24 protein-coding genes and 1 tRNA gene are annotated in these 19179 nt (G+C 65.9%); 11 read left to right on the top strand and 14 right to left on the bottom strand.

Annotated elements, in window-relative coordinates; translation table 11 throughout:
* The first annotated feature begins 4 nt into the window (after positions 1-4).
* Positions 5-916 (top strand): hypothetical protein, encoded by a 912-nt coding sequence (locus EXQ71_09335; protein MSO87706.1) that lies wholly within the window; start codon positions 5-7, stop codon positions 914-916.
* Positions 917-954: 38 nt separating this feature from the next.
* On the opposite strand, the gene erpA is transcribed toward EXQ71_09335, so the two are convergent.
* Positions 955-1275, bottom strand: a complete 321-nt coding sequence (gene erpA, locus EXQ71_09330) for an iron-sulfur cluster insertion protein ErpA (GenBank protein ID MSO87705.1) — start codon at positions 1273-1275, stop codon at positions 955-957.
* A 205-nt stretch (positions 1276-1480) separates the two neighbouring features.
* Between erpA and EXQ71_09325 the strand changes: the two genes are divergently transcribed.
* Complete coding sequence (locus tag EXQ71_09325; GenBank protein ID MSO87704.1) at positions 1481-2674, top strand: MRP family ATP-binding protein; 1194 nt, start codon at positions 1481-1483, stop codon at positions 2672-2674.
* Here EXQ71_09325 and EXQ71_09320 read toward each other — a convergent pair.
* From EXQ71_09320 to EXQ71_09300, 5 genes are all read right to left on the bottom strand, one after another.
* Positions 2665-3423 carry an MBL fold metallo-hydrolase gene (locus EXQ71_09320; protein ID MSO87703.1) on the bottom strand — a complete coding sequence of 253 codons (759 nt, stop codon included), beginning with the start codon at positions 3421-3423 and terminating at the stop codon, positions 2665-2667. The two genes, EXQ71_09325 and EXQ71_09320, sit on opposite strands and share 10 nt — an antisense overlap.
* Before the next feature lie 104 nt (positions 3424-3527).
* On the bottom strand, positions 3528-4265 hold the full coding sequence (locus EXQ71_09315; GenBank protein ID MSO87702.1) for an NUDIX hydrolase: 738 nt from the start codon (positions 4263-4265) through the stop codon (positions 3528-3530).
* Positions 4262-4729 (bottom strand): FxsA family protein, encoded by a 468-nt coding sequence (locus EXQ71_09310; GenBank protein ID MSO87701.1) that lies wholly within the window; start codon positions 4727-4729, stop codon positions 4262-4264. The genes EXQ71_09315 and EXQ71_09310 overlap by 4 nt, the downstream gene beginning before the upstream one ends.
* Positions 4730-4788: 59 nt before the next feature.
* On the bottom strand, positions 4789-5016 hold the full coding sequence (locus EXQ71_09305; GenBank protein MSO87700.1) for a WhiB family transcriptional regulator: 228 nt from the start codon (positions 5014-5016) through the stop codon (positions 4789-4791).
* 228 nt (positions 5017-5244) lie between these two features.
* Positions 5245-6540 carry a hypothetical protein gene (locus EXQ71_09300; protein MSO87699.1) on the bottom strand — a complete coding sequence of 432 codons (1296 nt, stop codon included), beginning with the start codon at positions 6538-6540 and terminating at the stop codon, positions 5245-5247.
* Here EXQ71_09300 and EXQ71_09295 point away from each other — a divergent pair.
* A complete protein-coding gene (locus EXQ71_09295; GenBank protein ID MSO87698.1) occupies positions 6513-7481 on the top strand; it encodes a hypothetical protein in 969 nt (322 codons plus the stop codon). The genes EXQ71_09300 and EXQ71_09295 overlap by 28 nt on opposite strands.
* Positions 7481-8563, top strand: coding sequence for an ArsA family ATPase (locus EXQ71_09290; protein ID MSO87697.1), 1083 nt, complete (start codon positions 7481-7483; stop codon positions 8561-8563). Before EXQ71_09295 ends, EXQ71_09290 begins: the two co-directional genes overlap by 1 nt.
* A 13-nt stretch (positions 8564-8576) precedes the next feature.
* Here the strand turns inward: EXQ71_09290 and EXQ71_09285 are convergent, their stop codons facing one another.
* Positions 8577-9068 carry an anti-sigma factor antagonist gene (locus EXQ71_09285; protein ID MSO87696.1) on the bottom strand — a complete coding sequence of 164 codons (492 nt, stop codon included), beginning with the start codon at positions 9066-9068 and terminating at the stop codon, positions 8577-8579.
* On the opposite strand from EXQ71_09285, the gene EXQ71_09280 reads away from it, so the two are divergent.
* The 3 genes from EXQ71_09280 (at position 9029) to EXQ71_09270 (ending at position 9984) form a co-directional block, all read left to right on the top strand.
* Positions 9029-9412 carry a response regulator gene (locus EXQ71_09280; GenBank protein MSO87695.1) on the top strand — a complete coding sequence of 128 codons (384 nt, stop codon included), beginning with the start codon at positions 9029-9031 and terminating at the stop codon, positions 9410-9412. The genes EXQ71_09285 and EXQ71_09280 overlap by 40 nt on opposite strands.
* A 39-nt stretch (positions 9413-9451) precedes the next feature.
* Positions 9452-9525: transfer RNA gene (locus EXQ71_09275), tRNA-Pro, on the top strand.
* Positions 9511-9984, top strand: a complete 474-nt coding sequence (locus EXQ71_09270) for a hypothetical protein (GenBank protein ID MSO87694.1) — start codon at positions 9511-9513, stop codon at positions 9982-9984. The genes EXQ71_09275 and EXQ71_09270 overlap by 15 nt, the downstream gene beginning before the upstream one ends.
* Positions 9985-9992: 8 nt before the next feature.
* On the opposite strand, the gene EXQ71_09265 is transcribed toward EXQ71_09270, so the two are convergent.
* Complete coding sequence (locus EXQ71_09265; GenBank protein ID MSO87693.1) at positions 9993-10370, bottom strand: DoxX family protein; 378 nt, start codon at positions 10368-10370, stop codon at positions 9993-9995.
* 270 nt (positions 10371-10640) lie between these two features.
* Here EXQ71_09265 and EXQ71_09260 point away from each other — a divergent pair, with 270 nt between their 5' ends.
* Positions 10641-11447: a xanthorhodopsin gene (locus tag EXQ71_09260; GenBank protein MSO87692.1), complete on the top strand. Its 807-nt coding sequence runs from the start codon at positions 10641-10643 to the stop codon at positions 11445-11447.
* Between the two features lie 320 nt (positions 11448-11767).
* Here EXQ71_09260 and EXQ71_09255 read toward each other — a convergent pair whose 3' ends face one another.
* Complete coding sequence (locus EXQ71_09255) at positions 11768-12874, bottom strand: LLM class flavin-dependent oxidoreductase (protein ID MSO87691.1); 1107 nt, start codon at positions 12872-12874, stop codon at positions 11768-11770.
* 42 nt (positions 12875-12916) lie between these two features.
* On the bottom strand, positions 12917-13306 hold the full coding sequence (locus EXQ71_09250) for a hypothetical protein (protein MSO87690.1): 390 nt from the start codon (positions 13304-13306) through the stop codon (positions 12917-12919).
* A gap of 165 nt (positions 13307-13471) precedes the next feature.
* Between EXQ71_09250 and EXQ71_09245 the strand changes: the two genes are divergently transcribed.
* Positions 13472-13759, top strand: coding sequence for a pyrophosphohydrolase (locus EXQ71_09245; protein ID MSO87689.1), 288 nt, complete (start codon positions 13472-13474; stop codon positions 13757-13759).
* A gap of 25 nt (positions 13760-13784) precedes the next feature.
* Here the strand turns inward: EXQ71_09245 and EXQ71_09240 are convergent, their stop codons facing one another.
* The 3 genes from EXQ71_09240 to EXQ71_09230 form a co-directional block, all read right to left on the bottom strand.
* Positions 13785-14810 (bottom strand): aspartate-semialdehyde dehydrogenase, encoded by a 1026-nt coding sequence (locus EXQ71_09240; protein ID MSO87688.1) that lies wholly within the window; start codon positions 14808-14810, stop codon positions 13785-13787.
* Between the two features lie 70 nt (positions 14811-14880).
* A complete protein-coding gene (locus EXQ71_09235; protein ID MSO87687.1) occupies positions 14881-16089 on the bottom strand; it encodes an aspartate kinase in 1209 nt (402 codons plus the stop codon).
* A gap of 43 nt (positions 16090-16132) precedes the next feature.
* Positions 16133-17065 (bottom strand): helix-turn-helix domain-containing protein, encoded by a 933-nt coding sequence (locus tag EXQ71_09230; protein MSO87686.1) that lies wholly within the window; start codon positions 17063-17065, stop codon positions 16133-16135.
* Here EXQ71_09230 and EXQ71_09225 point away from each other — a divergent pair.
* The gene (locus EXQ71_09225) at positions 16794-17555 is read left to right on the top strand and encodes a peptidylprolyl isomerase (protein MSO87685.1); all 762 of its coding nucleotides are present in this window, start codon (positions 16794-16796) and stop codon (positions 17553-17555) included. The genes EXQ71_09230 and EXQ71_09225 overlap by 272 nt on opposite strands.
* 29 nt (positions 17556-17584) lie before the next feature.
* Here EXQ71_09225 and EXQ71_09220 read toward each other — a convergent pair whose 3' ends face one another.
* Positions 17585-18394: a hypothetical protein gene (locus EXQ71_09220; protein ID MSO87684.1), complete on the bottom strand. Its 810-nt coding sequence runs from the start codon at positions 18392-18394 to the stop codon at positions 17585-17587.
* Between EXQ71_09220 and EXQ71_09215 the strand changes: the two genes are divergently transcribed.
* On the top strand, positions 18315-19172 hold the full coding sequence (locus EXQ71_09215) for a 3-hydroxybutyryl-CoA dehydrogenase (GenBank protein ID MSO87683.1): 858 nt from the start codon (positions 18315-18317) through the stop codon (positions 19170-19172). The two genes, EXQ71_09220 and EXQ71_09215, sit on opposite strands and share 80 nt — an antisense overlap.
* Positions 19173-19179: the final 7 nt, after the last annotated feature.

Below are 19179 nucleotides of genomic sequence, written 5' to 3'. Positions count from 1 at the left end.
GAGGATGACCAAGCCGATTCCGCTTGCCCCGATGAGTCGCCGCCGGTTCCTCGCCGCCGGGGGTGCAGGCGCGGGTGCCCTCCTGCTGGGGGCTTGCGGCGGGGGGCGGGAATCCGCCAACGGTGGCGCCTCCGACGCCCCGGCCACCCCGGGTGACCTCAGCCTGATCCAGTACTTCGGCGGACCGGTCTTGGTGGCGGGACGCCCATCCCGGGCCCCGTTTGGCGTGGCCGACGCCAAGGGTTTCCTTCCGCTGTCGGCTACTCCCGCCCGTCTCTCGGTGGTCATCCTCGATGCCGCCGGCACCCCCGTGGGATCCCCTCTGACGGTGGATCGTCATGCTGCGGGTCTTCCCAAGGCCTATTTCCCCTTGCGCTTCAGCGTTCCCGAGCCTGGCGTCTATACCGCTCGGGTCGAGTTCGACCGCGGGGTGGGCGAGATGGCGATGCAGGTCGACGCGGCTAGCGATGTGGTGGTGATCCAACCCGGAGCCCGGCTGCCGGGCTTGGCCACCCCCACCGAGCGCAACGCCGAGGGGGTTGATCCGATCTGTACCCGCGACCCGCGCTGCCCCCTGCATGCTGTCTCGGTGGCGGAGGCCCTCAGTTCGGGTGCACCGATCGCGCTGCTGGTTTCCACTCCGGCGTTCTGCCAGGTGCTCATGTGTGGCCCCGTGCTCGATGTGCTGCTCAGTCAAGTGGCGGCGCACCCTCGAGTGCAGTTCATCCACGCGGAGGTGTACGCCCACCCTGGATCGGACCCGGACCTCGCGGACTACGCCCCCACGTTCGCCGCGTTGGGGCTGCACTTCGAACCGTCTTTGGTGCTGGCGGGGTCCGATGGTCGGGTGACCGAACGTCTCGACAACATCTTCGACGAAACCGAACTCGCCGGCGCGCTGGCGAACTTGCGCTGAGGCTCTGGGTTCCCAGCCCCGCCAGGAGAGGCGGGGTGCTAGCTAAAGGACTTGCCGCACCCACAACTGCGCTGAGCGTTGGGGTTCTCAATGGCGAACCCGGCCCCTTGGAGACCGTCCTTGTAATCGAGCGTGGCCCCCTCGAGAAGTTCTGCGCTGGAAGCGTCTACCACCACGCGCACGCCGGAGTAGTCCACCAGGTTGTCGTCTTCGGCCACATCGGAGTCGAAGAACATCTCGTAGCTGAAGCCCGAACAGCCCCCCGGCCGCACGGCCACGCGCAGGGCGAGATTCGGCTCGCCTTCGGCTTCAATGAGGTCTTTGACCTTGGTGGCTGCGGTATCGGTGAGGGTGATCACGTCAAGGTCCTCCTAAAGGGACAAAACGGCTTTCCCAGATGTTACCGGGGTGGGCGCGCGATCTCGACCTCGGCGGGTGGGTTGTTCCGCCGATACAGAGCATTTGGCTATCGAATGGGGCGGGGAGCCCGCTCGAGGCTCACCGGAAAACGGGGCGGAATGGGGCCGAGAGATGTTGGATCGCCGGTGCCGGTAGAATCCGGGGATGTCCTCTTCCCCTCTTCCGAGCGACGCCGAGGTGATGGCGGTTTTGCGGGGCGTGATCGATCCCGAACTAGGCAGCGACATCGTGGAGTTGGGGATGGCGAAGCGGGCGCGGGTGGAAGAGGACGGCAATGTGGTGGTGACCATTGCCCTGACCACCGCTGGTTGCCCCCTGCGCGCCCAGATCCAACGAGATGTGCGCGCTCGTGTTTCTTCCCTGCCCGGCGTTACCCACGTGAAGCTGGACTGGACCGAGATGACCCAGGAGGAGAAGTCCTCGGCTATGGCCAAAGCGCGCTGGAATGTGGCTCAGCGACCGGAGGACACCGCCTTGGCCCCCACCACCAAGGTGGTACTGGTGGCCTCCGGGAAGGGCGGCGTTGGCAAGTCGTCGGTCACGGTGAACCTGGCGGCGGCCCTGGCGGCAACCGGTCTCGCCGTGGGCGTACTCGACGCCGACATCTGGGGTTTCTCGGTGCCGAGGATGCTCGGGGTTCAGGGGCGGTTGGCCGGTCGGGAGGATGCTGGCAAAAAGGTGATGGTGCCCCATGAGCGCGTGGTGGGCTCGGGCGTGCTGCGCATCATCTCTATGGGATTCCTGGTGGAGGACGAGGAGCAGGCGCTCATGTGGCGTGGCCTGATGCTGAACCGCGGCGTTACCCACTTCCTGCAGGACGTTGCCTGGGGAGATGACCTCGACTACCTCTTCATCGACATGCCGCCGGGTACCGGCGATGTGCAAATGGGGGTGGCCAAGTTGTTGCCGAGAGCCGAGGTGCTGGTGATCACGACACCAGCTCAGGCCGCGCAAAAAGTGGCGATACGGGCGGTGTCGATGGCCCGTAAGAGCTTTCTGCGGGTGGTCGGGGTGATCGAGAACATGAGTAGTTTCAGCTGCGATCACGGCGAGTCCTATGCCCTCTTCGGTGAGGGCGGCGGGGCGCAACTGGCCGAGGACGCCGGCGTGCCGCTGCTCGGCCAGATCCCGTTGGAGGCCGCGGTATCTCAAGGCGGCGATACCGGCGAACCCGTGGCGCTTGGCGAAGGCCCGGCCGCCGACGCCTTTCGGGCCATCGCGGCGATCATTCTCACGGAGGCGATTCCGCCCGCCGAGATGGCCGGGTGCAGCGCTCGGATGCTCGACGCGGCGGCGGCTGCTCTTGACGCATTGGATCAGGTGGCCGTTCAGCCCTGATCGGCGGCGACCCACGGGCCATCCAGGTCCCCGCCCTGGGCTCGGCCCTCCTGCTCGAGTTTGCGAAGGTGAGCCCAAACGGTGGCGGCCGCCATCGGACGTAACTCTTCGACGATGTCGGTATAGAGCGCCGCCACGATGGCATCCACCGTGGTGGGTGTGCCCGGCTCGAGCACCTTCAGAATCTGCGACTCCCGCTGGAGTCGGTGCTGAAGGTACTCGTCGATCTTGGCGAGCGGCTCGCCGATCAGATGGCCGTGACCCGGGGCGATTGCGTTGAGTCGAGGCCGGTGTTCCTTGAGCCGCTCCAGGTGTTGGAGATACACCGCCATGTCGCCATCGGGGGGGCGGATCACCACCGTAGACCCGTTCATGATGTGATCGCCGGAGAAGAGCAGGCGTTCCTGCTCGAGGAGGAAGCACAGATGGTTCGACGCATGGCCGGGGGTGTGCAGCGCCCGTAACACGAACTCGGTGGCCTCGAGGCGATCGCCGTCGGCGAGGGGACGGTCGATGATGAGGCCGTCGCGGCTATCGAAGGCCAGTACCTCTGCTCCGGTGCGCTCCTTCAGGCCCGCCACGCCCGGCGCGTGGTCCTCGTGGGTGTGGGTGCACACGATCCAACGGATCCGGTCGCTACCGCAGGCCACGATGGCATCAAGATGGGGGTCGTTGGCGGGGCCGGGGTCGATCACCACGATCTCATCGATTCCAACGAGATAGGTGTTGGTGCCCGGCCCTGTCATCATCCCGGGGTTGGGGGCCACGATCCGGCGCACCAGAGGGCTGAGGGCGCTGGGCACCCCGGGCACGAGTGACGGCGGGCGCGGGGGATCGGTTTCGGTGGTGTCGGTCACGCCATCCCGCAGTTCGCCCCGGTTGGTGGGGTGGGTTGGACAGCCATCAACTCGTCGGTGGTGGCGAAGCGGCCGATGTCCGCGAGGCAACTGATGGTCGGGAGAATCATGTCGAAGCCGCCTGCCGCGTGGCGGGCGAGGGCATCCGGCGGGCGCACCCATTCGCTGCTGATGAGTTCGACGTTGTCGTGAGCGTAGACCTGACCGTGCGGGGCACGGGCCAGGAAGAATCGGGTGTCATACCGCTTCGGCGCCCCTTCGGGGGTGATCCAGTGGGCCACATAGTGAACGTGGCCGAGGTTGAGCACCAGGTCCTCCTGCTCGAGGATGGCTAGGAGCGATCGCTGTCCGGCGTGCAGCGCCAACCGATGCTCGGCCAAACGCGCCGCCAGGGAGGGGTCGAGGCGCAAACCGGTGCCGTCGGGGTGGCAGGCCAGGAGCACCCCGGCTTCCTCGAAACTCTCGCGCACGGCGGCAATCCAATAGGCCAGGCCCCCCCGTTCGAGGCCGAGCTGCGCCGCCGCTCCCAAACCCGACAGATCGCGGGCGCGTGCGGCCAGGGCAGGGTCGTGATCGGAGGGGTCCAGGACCCCCCCCGGAAAGACATGCACGCTGCCGAAGGCGGTGCGCGGGTGGCGGCGCAGCATGAAGACTTCAAGGGGGCGCTCGGCGTGGTCGCCGTCTCGCACCAGCATCACCGTGGCGCCATCGCGCGTGTGCACCGGTGGGGTCATGGGCCGAGCCGCGGCCGCTCCGGCGGGTCCTCCCAGCCCTCCGCCTCCCATACTGTGCCAGTGACGGGATTGGGTTGTGTGCTGCCAGCCACCACCCGGCTCAGGAAGCTATCGCCGGCGGTGATTCGTCGGAGCACCATGTTGCGCACGGCCGCCCGAGTGGGCGGGAGCAGCAGCACGATGGCCAAGCCGTCGGAGATGAAGCCAGGGGCGATCAGCAAGGCGCAGGCCAGCAGCACGAGGGCACCGTCGATGATCTCGACGGAGGGCAGAGCACCGGAACGCACGGGGGTCCTCAAACGGCGCAGCGCGCCGAGCCCGGCCATCTTGGCGAGCCAGACGCCCATGAAAGAGATGGCGAGCAGCAGCAGGATGGTTTCGGGTAGGCCGATGCCCTTGGCCACCTGCAGGATCACATACAACTCAATGAGTGGTGCGACGAGAAACACGAGCACCAGAACCATCTCTTCAGCCTACCGGCGAGCCTTTCGAGGGCCCCGCTGACCGGGGACGCTCGGCGCTGTTAGTTCAAGCGGCTGAGGGCCTGCTTGCGCTCGCTCTCGCTCAAGCCACCCCAGATCCCGTGCGGCTCTCGGATGTGAAAGGCGTAACTGAGACAGGCACGGCGCACGGCGCAGGTGGTGCAGATGTCCTTGGCGCGGTTCTCTCGCTGAACTTTTTCTTCCTTGCGCTCGAAATGAGGCGGTGGGAAGAAAATTTCGGCCTGGGGGCCCCTACAGGCGGCCTTCATCTGCCATGTCTGCTCGACACTCTGAATACCCACATTTCTCCCCTCGTCCCTGGGGACCCTATCCCTGTGGCATTTGGGCCATCAAGGGGAAATATTCGCGAGCGTTTTGCCACCTTTCGCGAGCAGCTCCGGCGGAGGTCGGGTACCGGAACGCCCGTACCTCAGCCCGACTGTCTCGGGGGGCGGGGGATGAAGTAAGCCCCCGCGATGCACCTGAGCCCATTCGCGTTAGAGAGATCGGCCCTCGTGGGGTTGGAGATCTGCGGCGTGAGGTTCAACTTCCAGGATCAGACCATCGATCGAGACCACTCGAACTTCCTGGTTGAGTGCGATGGGGGTCGCCCGATTCGTGCGCGCCCGCCACGGCGCACCACGCACCAGCACAATCCCATCGGGGGCTATCCGACTGGTGGCGGCGCCGACTTCCCCCACCATCCATTCCCGACCGATCGTGGGAGTGGAGAACCGGGTGCGGATCATCGCGGGCATGCCACCAATCATCGCAATGGTCACGCCCGCCACCGCCACCGCTACCGTGAGCCACGACAGCGAGAGTCCGTTGTAGAGCAGCAGCGAACCCGCCGTGAGACACACCAAGCCGACGCCACTCCAAAAGCGCGGCACTCCCGTCTGAACGTCAATCGTGAAGCCGATCATGGCGACGAGCAGTAATCCGATCCCAACGGGGTTGGTGGGGAGGGCGGCGAGGCCATAACTGCCGAGCAAGAGGCAGCTCGCCCCCACCATGCCGGCCACGCCAATCCCGGCGGTGAACAGTTCGAAGATGATCAGGGCCAGCCCGATCAAGAACAGCAGGTAGGCCACGGGGGGGCTCGCCACCGTATGGAGGAGTTGGCTCGTGAGGGGCAACTGCGCGAAGCGGGCCTGGGTGACGGGTTCGCGACGTCGGTCGCGTCCCTCACCCACGACCTTGGTCTCGAAGCCATCGAGGTCCAAGAGGAAGGCACCGATGGTGGGCGCGGCGTTGTCGGCCACCCCGACCGCTACGGCGTCCCTGGCGTTGAGCGTGTCCCCCACGGCGGCATCGCCACCAAGACCATCGGGGCCGAGAAGGGCCGGGGTGATCTCGACCCGACTGCCGGGGGCCACTCCGACGTTGCGCGCTGCCGCCAGGAGGTCCGTGGCCCCGCCGCGCGCCTGACTTCCCGAGGGGCCAACCCACACATCAACCGGGACCGTCGAGGCCCTGATACGAGCCACCAACTCCTCTAGGCGCGCATCGGACACCACGGCGCCGCCGCTGTTGAGTTGGAGGACGAGGGCGATGGCGTCGTCGCGCTGGGCCTTGTCGATCTGCGTGCTGATGAAGTCCACCAGGATGTTGTCGATGAGGCCACTCACTTCGATGACAGATACAACACCAGGCTCAGCCGCCGTGGGTTCGGCATCCTGGGCGTTCGCCGGTTGAGCCAGGAGGCCGAGCAGTACCGCCACTTGTACCAGCAAGGCGGCGACCCTGGGTAGCGTCTTCGATCGTGGATCCAGTGCGGTTCTTTCAAGCATCTCGGCTCATCATCGTGGCCGGGAAGGGCGGCGTGGGCAAAACGGTGGTCAGCGCCGTGCTGGCGAAAGCGGCGGCCCGGCTGGGTCTTTCCACGTTGGTGGTGGAGGTGGAGGGCAAGTCTGGGCTGGCCACCATGTTCGGGCAGCCGCCCTTGGGTTACGACGAAGTGGTGCTCTCTGCCGGTGGTGGCCCCCGCGGGGAGGGCGAGGTGCGGGCCCGCACGCTCACCCCCGACGACGCCCTCTTGGACTACCTCCGCGACCATGGGCTCTCCCGAATCTCTACTCGGCTGGTGTCCTCCGGTGCCCTCGACGTGCTGGCCACTGCGGCACCAGGCATCAAGGACATTCTCATCCTCGGGAAGGTGAAGCAGTTGGAGCGAGACGGGGAGGCGGACTTGGTGGTGCTCGACGCGCCGGCGGCCGGGCATGCGGTGACCTTCCTGCAGGCCGCCCGGGCTCTGCTGGACACGGTGAGTGTGGGGCCGATCAACGCCCAAGCCAAGGACGTGGCGGCCATGCTCACCGACCACGCCCGCTGTCGGGTCGTGTTCGTCACGCTCCCCGAGGAGACACCCGTGAACGAACTGGTGGAGACGGCCTTCAGCCTAGAGGACCGGGTGGGGGTGGGCCTGGCCCCGGTGGTGGTCAACGGGATCTACGACCCGGTGGTGGGCCTCTCCGTGGCCCCGGCGGCGGCGGCCGAGGCTGCTGGAGTCGCCGTGACGAGCGAAGAGGTGGCCTCGCTCCGGGCCGCCGCCACCTTCCGACAGGATCGGATGCGGCTCCAGGACGAGCAGTTGATTCGGCTGGCCGTGCGACTGCCGCTGTCGCAACTCCGACTGCCGTTTGTCTTCAGCACCGACATCGGTCCGGCCGAGCTTGACCATCTGGCCGACCGGCTCCTGGCCGAAATCGCTGCGCTGGCGGAGCCAGTTTGATGACGCACTCCGCTTCCCTGAGCGAGTTGCTTCAACAGCGCCGGATTCTGGTGTGCTGCGGCTCGGGCGGGGTGGGGAAGACCACCACCGCAGCGGTATTGGCTCTCAGCGCCGCTCGTTTCGGACGCCGTGCCGTGGTGGTCACCATCGATCCCGCCAAGCGGCTGGCCGACGCCCTGGGTCTCGATGGCCTCACGGGCACGCCCACGCGCATCGAGGGCGACTGGTCGGGGGAACTCTTCGCCATGATGCTCGACACCAAGAGCACGTTCGACGGTCTGGTGGTGGCCAATGCGTCGAGTGCCGAACAGGGTCAGCGCATCCTCGACAACCGCTTCTACAAGAACATTTCCGGGGCGCTGTCGGGCACGCAGGAGTACATGGCGATGGAAAAGTTGTACGAACTGCATCAGCGCACCGATTTTGACCTGATCGTGGTGGATACTCCCCCCACCCGCCATGCCCTTGATTTCATCGACGCTCCGCGGCGGTTGTCCAGGTTCCTTGATCACCGGCTGTTTCGGGTGGTCATCTCTCCGGGTCGCGGCATGATGCGGGCGGTGAACGTGGCCGCCCAGACGTTTTTGCGGACGGTGGCCAAGGTGGTGGGTGCGGAGGTGATCGACGATGTCGTAGCGTTCTTTCAGGCTTTTGACGGGATGGAGGAAGGGTTTCGGGAGCGGGCCGCCGCGGTGGCGGAATTGCTCTCCGATGACGACACCGCCTTTGTGCTGGTGGCTTCGCCGCGTCGCGACACGATTGAGGAAGCCCGCTATTTCGCCGAAACGCTCGCCGAAGCCGGCATCGGGGTGCGCGCACTGGTGGTGAACCGGATGCATCCGCGCTTTGGCAGGGGGGTGGTTGGCCGCGCCCAGGAGCAGGCCGACACCCGGGAGGGCACCGACCTCGGCGGCCTTTACCAGAACCTGGCCGACTTCGAACTAGTGGCCTCTCGCGAAGAAGAACACCTTGCCGGTCTGGCCGAAGCGGTGTACCCCGCCCCGGTGGCGCGCGTTCCGTTCCTCGCCAGCGATGTGCACGACCTCGATGGGCTGAGCGAGGTGGCCGAGTACCTGCTCTGAGGTGAGGGGGTCCTTAGGTGCGCGGGGGCTGGGCGGCGGCGAGGGCGGCGGCGGCCTCGCTTACCGTTTCGGTAACCGACACGACGCGATCGAATCCCGTGGTGTGGAGCAGGCGCGTGAGGGTGGGGCGGCTGCAGGCCACCGCCACGTCGCCACCAGCCTCCCGGGCGCGGCGGATGCCGCCAATGAGCGCGCCGAGGCCGGCGGAATCCATAAAGGGCACCATCGAGAGGTCGATGAGAAGATGGCTCTCTTGGTCCAGGGCGCCGAGGGCTTCGCGAAATACGCTCACGGTGTACGCGTCGAGCTCCCCGACGGGGCGGCACAGCGTGTAGTCGGAAGTGTGTTCTACCTGGATCTCGAGCACAGAATCCCCCCTGGGCGGCGGTGGCGAGATCGTAGCCCGGTGTCTGCTCCGGGCGGCGGGGATGGAGTGGGATGGCGGCGGACGGGTAGATTGTTCAGATGCCGCAGGTTCTCGTCGCCACTGATGCCAATGCGGTATACGCGGAGGTGGATGCCGCCCTCGCCGATGAGACCACCCTGGTGGCGCGGGTGAGGGCCGGTACGGAGGTCGGGGCGGCGGTGGCGGCCGGGACCCCCGACCTCGTGGTGATGGATCTCCAGATCGGCAACATGGGGGGTATCGCCACCTGCCTGTACCTGCGTCAGGAGGCGGAGGAGCAGCGCCTGCCCGCCGTAAAGGTCCTCATGCTGCTTGATCGGGAGGCCGACGTCTTCCTGGCGCGGCGTTCGGGAGCCGACGGGTGGCTCGTCAAGCCACTCGACGCCTTTGCGTTACGAGCGGCGGCCACCGCGATCCTGGCCGCCACGCCGGCCACGGCTTAGGAGCGTCCGGGGTCATGCACTAGCGTGATCTCTCCCCACCGGGTGGTGGCTCAGCTTGGCAGAGCGCTGCGTTCGGGACGCAGAGGTCGGGAGTTCAAATCTCCCCCACCCGACTCAAGTATTCTCTGTTCGGCGGATCGCTGAGTCTTGGCCCGCCCCCGGCACCCACCGCATTTTCGGCCCGTTCTCGAGGTGGGTGGTGGATTGGGGGGAAGGCCGACGTAACGTCCAGTGTGATCTTGGTGGTGGCCGCGCTCGTATCAGGACTCGCGTTTCTGTATTACGGATTCAGGGTGTTGTTTCAGGATGCCGCCAAGGGAGAATTCGAGCGGTACGGCATGCCCGACGTTCGCCAAGTGGTTGGCCTCTTGGAAGTACTCGGCGGGACAGCAGTCATCCTCGGCCTTGCGGTCGCTCCGTTGGGAGCCTTTGCCGCTGTCGGGCTCACGACGCTGATGGTCCTCGGGCTGATCGTTCGGGTCAGAATCCACGACGCAGTGCGTCTCATGGTCCCCGCCGCGTTACTCGGCGCGCTGAATGCCGTTCTAGCCCTGCTCTTTCTCTCGGCTTGACGCGTCGGTCAGCGGCTCTTGCCGTTGAGCACTGCTGAGATCGATGCCAGGGAGAAGACCGAAAGGGCGGGCAGGTATTGCTTCATGGGGTCCCCGGCCTTCATGTGCATGCCGATTGCCCCGACCATGAACGTGGCGAGGCCGAGCGAGGCGGGTCGGGTCAGCCGTGGCGATGCATGCCCGACCAGCATCGCCGTGGCCAGTCCGACCTTTGCTGCGCCAACGGCGTACATCTGCGTCTCGGAGAGCCCGTACACCTCAAACTCCTCCTTCATGTTGGTTGCCTCACCGCCTCGATAGCCGGTGTCCTTATTGAACCGGACGAACCAGACATCCAAAATCCAAAGAGCCGCCGCCGTCTGGGCGAGTTTGCCAATCACATGCATGGACCAGTTCCTTCCAATAGACATCAGCCTCCCAGGGTAGGGGTTGATTGGCTTTTTGCCGCCGCCGAGCGATGAGTTGCGAGCCGTGTGCTCGAAGGCGGTTGGGTCGTGCACTCTGGGCGGTTCGGTCGCCGCGGAATAGGCGAGCCCGGGTGGTGGCAGGTCGTCTCGATGGGTGCTCCAACATAGGGCTGGGAGGATTGATTCGGCCGATGACTCGGTAGCGTTGGCGGGGGACACAATGGAGTGTCCAAAACGAAGGAGCCCTTGATGCAGGACGCATTCGAGTTGACAACGGGCCAGTTCGACCTTGTCTACAACTCGTTTTCACTCACGATCGCCGCCATGGGCGCATCGCTGTTGTTCTTCCTCCTCGTGCGTGATCGGGTGCGCCCTGCGCACCGCATGGCCGTCACCATCTCGACGGTTGTGGTGGCGATCGCCCTCTACCATTACCTGCGTATCTTCTCCTCGTGGTCGGACGCCTTCGTCTACGTCGATGGCACCTTTGTCCAGCGAGGCCGGCCGTTCAACGAGGGGTATCGCTACGTTGACTGGCTGTTGACCGTCCCGCTGCTTCTCGCCGAACTGATCATCGTCCTGAAGCTGGCCAAGGCCACCACCCGAAGCCTCATCATCAGACTCGGCATAGCCGCCGTGGCCATGATTGCGCTCGGGTACCCCGGTGAGATCGCGGCTCCAGACTCGGCTACCAGGACGCTGTTCGGCATCCTCTCCACGATCCCGTTCCTCTACATCCTCTATGTGCTGTTCGTGGAACTTGGCCGTTCCCTCGAACGTCAGAGCCCGGAGGTGCGCAAGATCGTCCACGGTCTCCGCTTCTTGTTGCTGGCCGTGTGGGGTGTCTACCCCCTTGCCTACATCGCTCCGTCGGTGATCGACGACCCCGCCGTGGCTGAGGTCGTTCGACAGGTCGGCTATTCGATCGCCGACATCCTCGCCAAACCGCTCTTCGGCCTGTTCATCCTGGCCATTGCCCTGATCAAGTCAGCGGACGAATCCGCTAGTGAACCCGATGACCATCAGCGCGACTCCGAGGAGCTGGCGCGGGTCTGAGCCTCGCAGGAGAGCAGCCACCTATACCGCGAACGGACTGACACCGAGGCGTACCGCTGCGCGTGCACCCCACCGATTTCGAGGAGGGCCTTGAGCTCGATGTCGTTGCGGAGGAGCAGGGGGCGGAGGTTGACCCCTGGTGCGGGCAGGTCGACCGGATCAACCCTGACGAGGCCGGGAGGTCCGCTGACTGCCCTGCACCCGCAGGATCTCATCCACGAGGAGGCGTTCTCTCTCGCTCTGACGGCGGTCGGTAACGGGCATCTCGCGCCGGGGTACTGAACCGGTCTGGTTCGGCGCGGTTCTCCGCCTGATATGAATCAGCGAAACGAAAACACCTTGGCGGGGCCGTTGTCGAGCGGGGGCAGGAAGCCGCGTTCACGGAGAATCGGCATCACGCCCTCGCCGAACCAGTAGGCCTCTTCCAGGTGGGGATAGCCCGACATGATGAACGCATCGAAGCCCAGTTCGTGGTACTCGATGATCCGGTCGGCAACGGTTTCGTAATCTCCCACCAGGGCGGTGCCGACACCGCCCCGCACCAGGCCCACGCCGGCCCACACGTTGGGGTAGATCTCCAGCCGAGACAGGTCGCCGCCGGTGAGTTCGGCCTGACGCCGCTGGCCCACCGAAGCGGTGTTGGCAAAATCAGCCCGTGCCTCGGCGATGGCGGCGGGGGGGATGCTAGCCAGGATGTCGTCGGCGGTCTGCCACGCTGCCGCGCTGGTGGGCCGGGTGATGGTGTGGAACCGAATGCCGAAGCGCAGCGAGCGACCGAAACTGGCCGCTAACGCTCGCATACGGTCGAGCCGTGGCTTCACCATGGCGGGAGGCTCACCCCATGCGAGGTAGACGTCTACGTGCTCGGCCGCCACGCGTTCGGCGGCTGCGGAGGCACCGCCGAAGTAAATGGGCGGAACGGGATCCGGAACTTCACGAGTGGTGGCGTCGGCCACATCGAAAAACTGGCGATGTTGGGTAAGGGGCGCACCGCTCCATGCCCCGCGCAGCACCTCAATGAACTCGCCGGTGCGTTCGTAGCGGGTTTCTTTGTCTTCGGTGATGCCGAAGCGCGCCAGTTCGGCTTGCTCGGCCCCGGTAACGATGTTCACGAGGAGTCGCCCATCGGACATCCGTTGATAACTGGAGGCCATCTGCGCCGCCAGAGTGGGGGTGAGCAGGGCGGGGCGAAAGGCCACCAGAAACTTGAGACGCCGGGTGAGGGGGATGAGCGAAGCGGTGGCCACCCAGGCGTCCTCGCACCCCGTTCCGCACGGCGTGAGCACGGCATCGAAGCCCAACCCGTCGCACGCTTGGGCGATCTGGGCCAAATAGGAGTGGCTGGGGGCCCGGGCCGGCGAATGGCTGCCCGGCAGGACATCACGCGAGTCGCCCGCGGTGGGGAGGAACCAGTTCATCTCGATCATCCCCTGCCAGCCTAAGCAGGTTCGACGCGCCTGCCTAATGGGTCAGCGAGTGGCGACGCGACGGGCGGTGCGGCGGAGAAGGAGAGCAGGGATGATCAACCCAGCGCCCAGCGCGGCGAGCCACACGATGACGGTGGCGAGGATCCAGGTGGTCAACCCGGTGATGGCGATGCCATCGGAGATGATGGTGGTGAGCAGCAGCCCCAAGAAGGTGGAGAGGAGGGAGGTTCCGCCCGAGAGGGCAGGCGCCCGTCGGCGGGCGGTGCGTTCGAGGAGGGGATGAATGATCGATTCGATCACGGTGAAGATGGCCACGGCGATGAGAAACGTGCGCCAACCGATGGTGAGGTCGTCGAGGACCACACTGGCTACGAATAGACCGATCGTGTTGGCGACCAGTAGGACGATGACGCGAACGAGACGATCTCCCATAAGTGATGTAGGTCCTCCGCTGATGAAGCGATGTTGGTGTCGAGCGCCGCAGTGTGTTCCTGTGCCGCGCTCTAACGGTATCCCCTCGACACCGCTGGAAAGGGGCTCTCCCTTGCCGGACGGCTCCGCCGCGACAGGTGGCTCGTTACGCCCTACGGTGCGGAGATGGAGCTTGGAGATCTGCAACGGCTCATGGCGGACACCTACGGCGAGCAGGATCGCGAGCGTGGCATCCCCGCCACCGTGGCCTGGCTCACCGAGGAACTAGGCGAACTGGCCCAAGCCGTTCGCAAAGGCACCCCGTCCGAACAGCTCCACGAGTTGGGGGATGTGCTGGCTTGGCTGGCATCGCTGGCCGAGCAACTGGACCTCTCCCTGGAGGACGCTATGGCTCGTTACGCCCATGGCTGCCCCCGATGTGGGGCGATCCCGTGTGGTTGCCGAGCGGGGTAGCGAGGGTTCACCACACTCGGGAGTTTCAGCGCGGATGGAGCGTTTCAGCGATTTGGATGGAGTTGAGCGCCGCGCCCTTACGGAGGTTGTCGCCGGAGAGGAACAGCGCGAGGCCCCGCCCGTCGGCCACGGTGGAGTCGGCTCGAAGGCGACCCACGCGCGTCACGTCACCGCCAGCCACGGCCAGGGGCGTGGGCACGTGATCGAGCACAACACCGGGGGCTGCCTCGAGGAGGTCTTGGGCCTGCGCCGGGGACAGCGGGCGCTCGAAGGTGGCGTTGATGGCCATCGAGTGCCCGGCAAATACCGGTACCCGCACGCACAGACTGGACACCGCCAGGTGGGGGAGGCCGAGGATCTTGCGGCTCTCGTGCCGGAGCTTTTGGTCTTCGTCGGTTTCGCCAAGCCCATCGTCGATGAAGGTCCCGGCGTGCGGGATCACGTTGAAGGCAATGGTTTTCGGGAACTGCTGGGCGGGCGGGAAGTGAATAGCGGCCCCATCGTGGGTCAACGCGGCGGCTTGGGATCCCGCGGCGTGCACCTGCTCGTTGAGTTCCTCCACCCCGGCCAGGCCCGCCCCCGACACGGCTTGATAGGTGCTGACGATCATCGATTGCAGGCCCGCCTCGCGGTCGAGCGGCTTCAACACCGGCATGGCCACCATCGTGGTGCAGTTGGGGTTGGCCACGATGCCCTTGGGGATCGACTGCAGGGCCTCAGGGTTCACCTCGGGCACCACTAAGGGAACCTCGGGGTCCATGCGCCACGCCGAGGAGTTGTCGATCACAATGGCGCCGGTGGCCGCCACCCGGGGGGCGAGCACCAGTGAGGCCGTCTTACCGGCGGAGAACAACGCGATATCGAGCCCAGCAACATCGGCGCGCTCGGCGTCTTCTACCGTGAGGTCGTGGCCCTGCCAGCGGATCACCCGCCCGGCCGAGCGGGCCGACGCGAACAAGCGGAGGTGCTCGACCGCCACCGCGCGTTCATCAAGCAAACTGAGCATGACGCCACCCACCTGCCCAGTGGCCCCAAACAGTCCTACTCGCATCGGCGCACGTTATCCCCCGGTCTCCGGCGAGGTGAAACGCGTATTGCCAGCGTGCCGACCCGCCGGTGGACTAGAGCCCGAAGGCGGTGTGGAGTTCTTGGACGGCCTGCTCGACCTGCGCCTCACGCACGATGCAGGAAATCCGAATAGCCGACGTGGAGATCATCTCGATGTTGATGCCAGCGGCGGCGAGAGTCTCGAAGGTAAGGGCGGCCACGCCGGGGTTGGATTTCATCCCGGCACCTACGAGACTTACCCGCGCGATGCCCGCATCGCTGCTTACCCCGCTGGCGGAGATCTCCGTAGCCAGGGCCGTGGTGATCGCCTGGCTCTGGGGGAGGTCTTCGTGCGGCACGGTGAAGGAGATGTCGGTAATCCCGTGCTCCGAGGTGTTCTGAACGATCATGTCGACGTTGACATCGGCATCGGCGAGCAGTCGGAACAGGCGGGCGGCGATACCAGGCTGATCGGGGACACCGCTCACGGTGACCTTGGCTTCCGAGGTGTCATGCACAACGGCGGAAACGACGGCTTGTTCCATGGAGGGTTCCTCCTCTTGGACCCAGGTGCCAGGCTCCCAGGTGAACGCGGATCGGACGTGCAACTTCACGCCCCAGGTACGGGCAAATTCAACGGATCGCATCGCGGGCTTCGGGCAGCCCGAGGCGGTCATCTCCAGCATCTCATCGAAACTGATGGTGCTCATCCGTTGCGCGCTCGGCACTAGGCGCGGGTCGGCGGTGAAGACCCCCGATACATCGGTGTACAACTCGCATGAATGGGCACCGAGCGCATGGGCAAGGGCCACGGCGGTGGTGTCGGAACCGCCCCGGCCGAGAAAGGTGACGTCTCGATCGCTCGACACACCCTGGGCCCCGCCAACCACTGGGGTGCGGCCATCGCGCAAGGCGGCTCTGAGCCGCTCCGGTCGCAGTTCGAGAATCTTGGCGCTGGTGTGGGTGTTGTCGGTGATGAAGCCCGCCTGGCTCCCCGTGAAACTGTCGGCGGGAATACCAAGGTCGTGCAGGGCCATGCAGAGCAAGGCGGTGGCCTTGCGCTCGCCGGCGGTGATGAGCATGTCCATTTCCCGGCCGGGCCGCACCTTGGACACCGCCCCGGCGAGGCGGATCAACTCATCGGTCTCTTTGCCCATGGCGCTCACCACCACTACGACGTCCTCGCCGTGGCGCTTCGTGCGGGCAACATGGTCCGCCACCTCACGGATGCGCTCCGGATCCGCGACCGAGGTCCCGCCGAATTTCTGGACGATCAAGGACACGAGGGGCGACGCTACCGCTGTTCCCCCTGACCTTACGAACTACTTAGCCTGGATCGGTCTCCTCGATCAGCGCGCCCCACGTCCGCAGCAGGTAGATGGCTCGGTGCTCGGTGACCTGCAGCAGCGCGCACATGGCCCGCAGATCGTCATTACGGACGGACAATACCTGCCCGTTGTAATCCCCCCGCTGGAGGATGATGGAGTGGAGGAACCGAAGCATCGCCTCGGCTTCGGGTGCTGCCTGGAGGGCCTGGAGGTTGATCATGACACTGGCGACCCGAGGGCTCTCCGCCAGGGGTTGGTCGCCCAGTAGTTGGGCGGTGGGCACGCCGTAGAACTTGGCCAGGGCATGGAGCCGAGCGAGGCTGAGGCGGCGCGCGCCCCGCTCATAGGCCCCGATGGTGGGGGCCGTCCAGCGCCCCGACGACGCTTTCTCCACCTCGTCAAGGGAAAGGTGGCGGGTATGGCGTATCGCCCGCAACCGCTGCCCGACCTGCCGGGAGAAAGCCGCATCGTCAGGATCGATGTCGTGAGTTGTCATACGGGGCACTCCTGGCAAACGACCTCTGATTGCGCTGAAGCCTACGCGATCAGCCCCGCGTCGGGTTGGCCCGGAGCGCGCGAGAGTCGACCGTCGGGAACTGGTACTAAGGTTTTCTCTCATGCCGAGCGAGAAACGACAGCGACAAGACGAGGGGCGCCTCATGCGCCTAGATGCCCAGCGGGCCGCCACGAGCCGATCAAACCGCTTCCGCCAGTTGCGAGTGGTGGGCGGGGTCGTGGGGGCCGTGTTGTTGGCGGCCCTGGTGGTCTCGGTGCTCTCGGAAGATGACAAGCCCACCGCCACCACCGCCACCACCGCCACCACCGCCCCCACGAGCGGAGGTGACGCGGCGATCGGCGATACCGCCTGTCCGCCGGCTGATGGCAGTGGTGAGCGAACCACCTCCTTCACCTCTGGTCCGGTTTCCTGCATTGATGTCACCAAGACCTACACCGCCGAGGTGGTCACCTCGAAGGGCGACTTCACCATCGAACTGGATCCGAGCAAGGCGCCGAAAGCCGTGAACAACTTCGTGTTCCTGGCCCGGAACCACTACTACGACGGCGTGTCCTTCCACCGGATCATCCCGGGCTTCGTGGTGCAAGGGGGGGACGCCACCGGCGAGCCGCCGGGTACGGGCGGTCCCGGGTACAGTTTTGCCGACGAACTGCCCACGGACGGTCCGCCGTACTACGAGGTGGGGTCCCTGGCGATGGCGAATTCCGGACCGGACACCAACGGAAGCCAGTTCTACATCGTCACCGGCGAGCAGGGGGTGAAACTTCCGGCGCAGTACTCCTTGTTTGGAGACGTCACTGAGGGTCTCGATACCGTGGTGAAGTCGATTGAAGCCACCGGCACGCCGGAAGGCACGCCGAGTAGTTCGACCACCATCACCTCGGTGACCATTACCGAGTCCTAGCCCGCCACCGAGAGGGCCTGGGGAGCGCCCTAGGGGAGAACGGAGAGGTCGGTAGGCAGCCCGTCGACGAATACCGTCACCCGGCCCGCCCCTGCCGCCTGCCAGGTGCCATCGGGATGGCGCAGCAGCGCCGTGCGCTCGTCGATTCCCACGATGGGCAGGCCCCGGGGGGCGATCTTGAGCGTGCGCTTCTCCTTTTCGTGGCTCCAGGTGTCGTGGTGGGGAATGAGCGCCATACGTTCCTGAAGGCCAAGGCCGAGCGTGAGTGCCCCGCCGCGGGGGTCCACCAGCGGGTCGCAGAGCACCATGGCCCCGGATCCCGAACCCGCCAGCACTGCGCCCTCCCGCCAGGCGGTCACGATCGCATCCCATACAGGCGAGTTCTTCAGCACCGCCCGCAGGTGCATCGGGGAGCCGTCGGCCAAGTAGATGAACCGGGCCTCGGCGATGTGGCCAAGATGGGTTGCCTCGAGCGCATCAGACCGGATGAGTATCGGCAGTGACCCTACGGTGGCACCCAGTGAAGCAAACCACGCCTCGGCAGTCTGAATGGCCCGTTGGGGATGTTCATAGGCCGCCGCGGTGGCCAGCACCAGGACGTGCGTGCCGCCGCTCGCCGTGAGCAGGTCTTGATCGAAACTGCAGCCTGGACGCCATGCGTCACCACCAACGAGGGCCAGCGTTCCCGACATAGCCCTCACGCTATGCCGGGCGAGCCCTTTGGACCGCACGCGTGGTCGATCGGTAGCGTCGGCGTCCATGAGCATCACCAAACTGGGGATTGTCGGGTCAGGGATCATGGGGTCGGGCATCGCGGAGGTGGCCGCCAAGGCGGGCATTGCGGTGGTGCTCCGTTCTCGCTCGCGAGCAAGCGCCGATGCCATGGTGGCGGGCCTCGCCAAGTCGCTGGCCAAGCAGGTGGATCGGGGCAAACTCGACGAGGCGGCCGCCGCGGAGATCAGTGACCGCGTGAGTGCCACCGACGACCTTCAGGACCTGCAGGATTGCGACCTGGTGCTGGAGTCCGTGGTGGAAGATCTCGCTGTCAAGAAGGACTTGTTCGCCAGCCTCGACAAGATCGTGAAGCCCGGCGCGATGCTGGCCACCAACACCTCGACCCTGCCGGTGGTGGAGTTGGCGATGGCCACCGAGCGTCCCGACCTCGTGGTGGGCATCCACTTCTTCAACCCCGCCCCCATGATGAGCCTGGTGGAGGTCATCGCACCGCTCACCGCCAGCGAAGCCACCGTGGCCGCCGCCAAGGCATTCGCGGCTGGCTGCGGGAAAGACGTGGTGGAGGTGAAAGATCGCGCCGGTTTCATCGTGAACGCGCTGCTGTTCCCGTACCTGAACAACGCCGTGCGGATGCTGGAGTTGGGTACCGCCAGTCGCGACGACATCGACACCGCCATGAAGGGTGGCTGCAACTTCCCGATGGGTCCGCTGGCCCTACTCGACCTCGTGGGCCTCGACACCTCGTTGTCGATCCTCGATGCCCTCTACGACGAGTTTCGCGACCCGAACTACGCCGCCTTGCCGCGTTTGCGCCGGATGGTGGCCGCGGGTCAACTCGGCCGGAAATCCGGCTCTGGCTTCTACGATTACGCCAAAAAGTAGGAGGACG

It is taken from the genome of Acidimicrobiia bacterium (assembly GCA_009694375.1).
GTDB lineage: Bacteria > Actinomycetota > Acidimicrobiia > Acidimicrobiales > VFJN01 > VFJN01.
Note: the sequence above shows the minus strand (reverse complement) of the source record. Positions and strands in the feature narration are given on the sequence as shown.

Bases quoted from the DNA above. Each gene is read 5' to 3' on its own strand.
- EXQ71_09325 (MSO87704.1), top strand. From the start codon at position 1,481: ATGTCCTCTTCCCCTCTTCCGAGCGACGCCGAGGTGATGGCGGTTTTG.
- EXQ71_09265 (MSO87693.1), bottom strand. From the start codon at position 10,370: ATGCATGTGATTGGCAAACTCGCCCAGACGGCGGCGGCTCTTTGGATT.
- EXQ71_09220 (MSO87684.1), bottom strand. From the start codon at position 18,394: ATGCCCGCCTTGGCGGCCACCTCCGCGATGCCCGACCCCATGATCCCT.
- EXQ71_09230 (MSO87686.1), bottom strand. From the start codon at position 17,065: ATGCAGGAAACCGGACCAGAGGTGAAGGAGGTGGTTCGCTCACCACTG.
- EXQ71_09280 (MSO87695.1), top strand. From the start codon at position 9,029: ATGCCGCAGGTTCTCGTCGCCACTGATGCCAATGCGGTATACGCGGAG.
- EXQ71_09255 (MSO87691.1), bottom strand. From the start codon at position 12,874: ATGATCGAGATGAACTGGTTCCTCCCCACCGCGGGCGACTCGCGTGAT.
- EXQ71_09315 (MSO87702.1), bottom strand. From the start codon at position 4,265: ATGACCCCACCGGTGCACACGCGCGATGGCGCCACGGTGATGCTGGTG.
- EXQ71_09320 (MSO87703.1), bottom strand. From the start codon at position 3,423: ATGATGACAGGGCCGGGCACCAACACCTATCTCGTTGGAATCGATGAG.
- EXQ71_09300 (MSO87699.1), bottom strand. From the start codon at position 6,540: ATGCTTGAAAGAACCGCACTGGATCCACGATCGAAGACGCTACCCAGG.
- EXQ71_09310 (MSO87701.1), bottom strand. From the start codon at position 4,729: ATGGTTCTGGTGCTCGTGTTTCTCGTCGCACCACTCATTGAGTTGTAT.
- EXQ71_09215 (MSO87683.1), top strand. From the start codon at position 18,315: ATGAGCATCACCAAACTGGGGATTGTCGGGTCAGGGATCATGGGGTCG.
- EXQ71_09305 (MSO87700.1), bottom strand. From the start codon at position 5,016: ATGAAGGCCGCCTGTAGGGGCCCCCAGGCCGAAATTTTCTTCCCACCG.
- EXQ71_09245 (MSO87689.1), top strand. From the start codon at position 13,472: ATGGAGCTTGGAGATCTGCAACGGCTCATGGCGGACACCTACGGCGAG.
- EXQ71_09225 (MSO87685.1), top strand. From the start codon at position 16,794: ATGCGCCTAGATGCCCAGCGGGCCGCCACGAGCCGATCAAACCGCTTC.
- EXQ71_09250 (MSO87690.1), bottom strand. From the start codon at position 13,306: ATGGGAGATCGTCTCGTTCGCGTCATCGTCCTACTGGTCGCCAACACG.
- EXQ71_09260 (MSO87692.1), top strand. From the start codon at position 10,641: ATGCAGGACGCATTCGAGTTGACAACGGGCCAGTTCGACCTTGTCTAC.
- EXQ71_09240 (MSO87688.1), bottom strand. From the start codon at position 14,810: ATGCGAGTAGGACTGTTTGGGGCCACTGGGCAGGTGGGTGGCGTCATG.
- EXQ71_09335 (MSO87706.1), top strand. From the start codon at position 5: ATGACCAAGCCGATTCCGCTTGCCCCGATGAGTCGCCGCCGGTTCCTC.
- EXQ71_09290 (MSO87697.1), top strand. From the start codon at position 7,481: ATGACGCACTCCGCTTCCCTGAGCGAGTTGCTTCAACAGCGCCGGATT.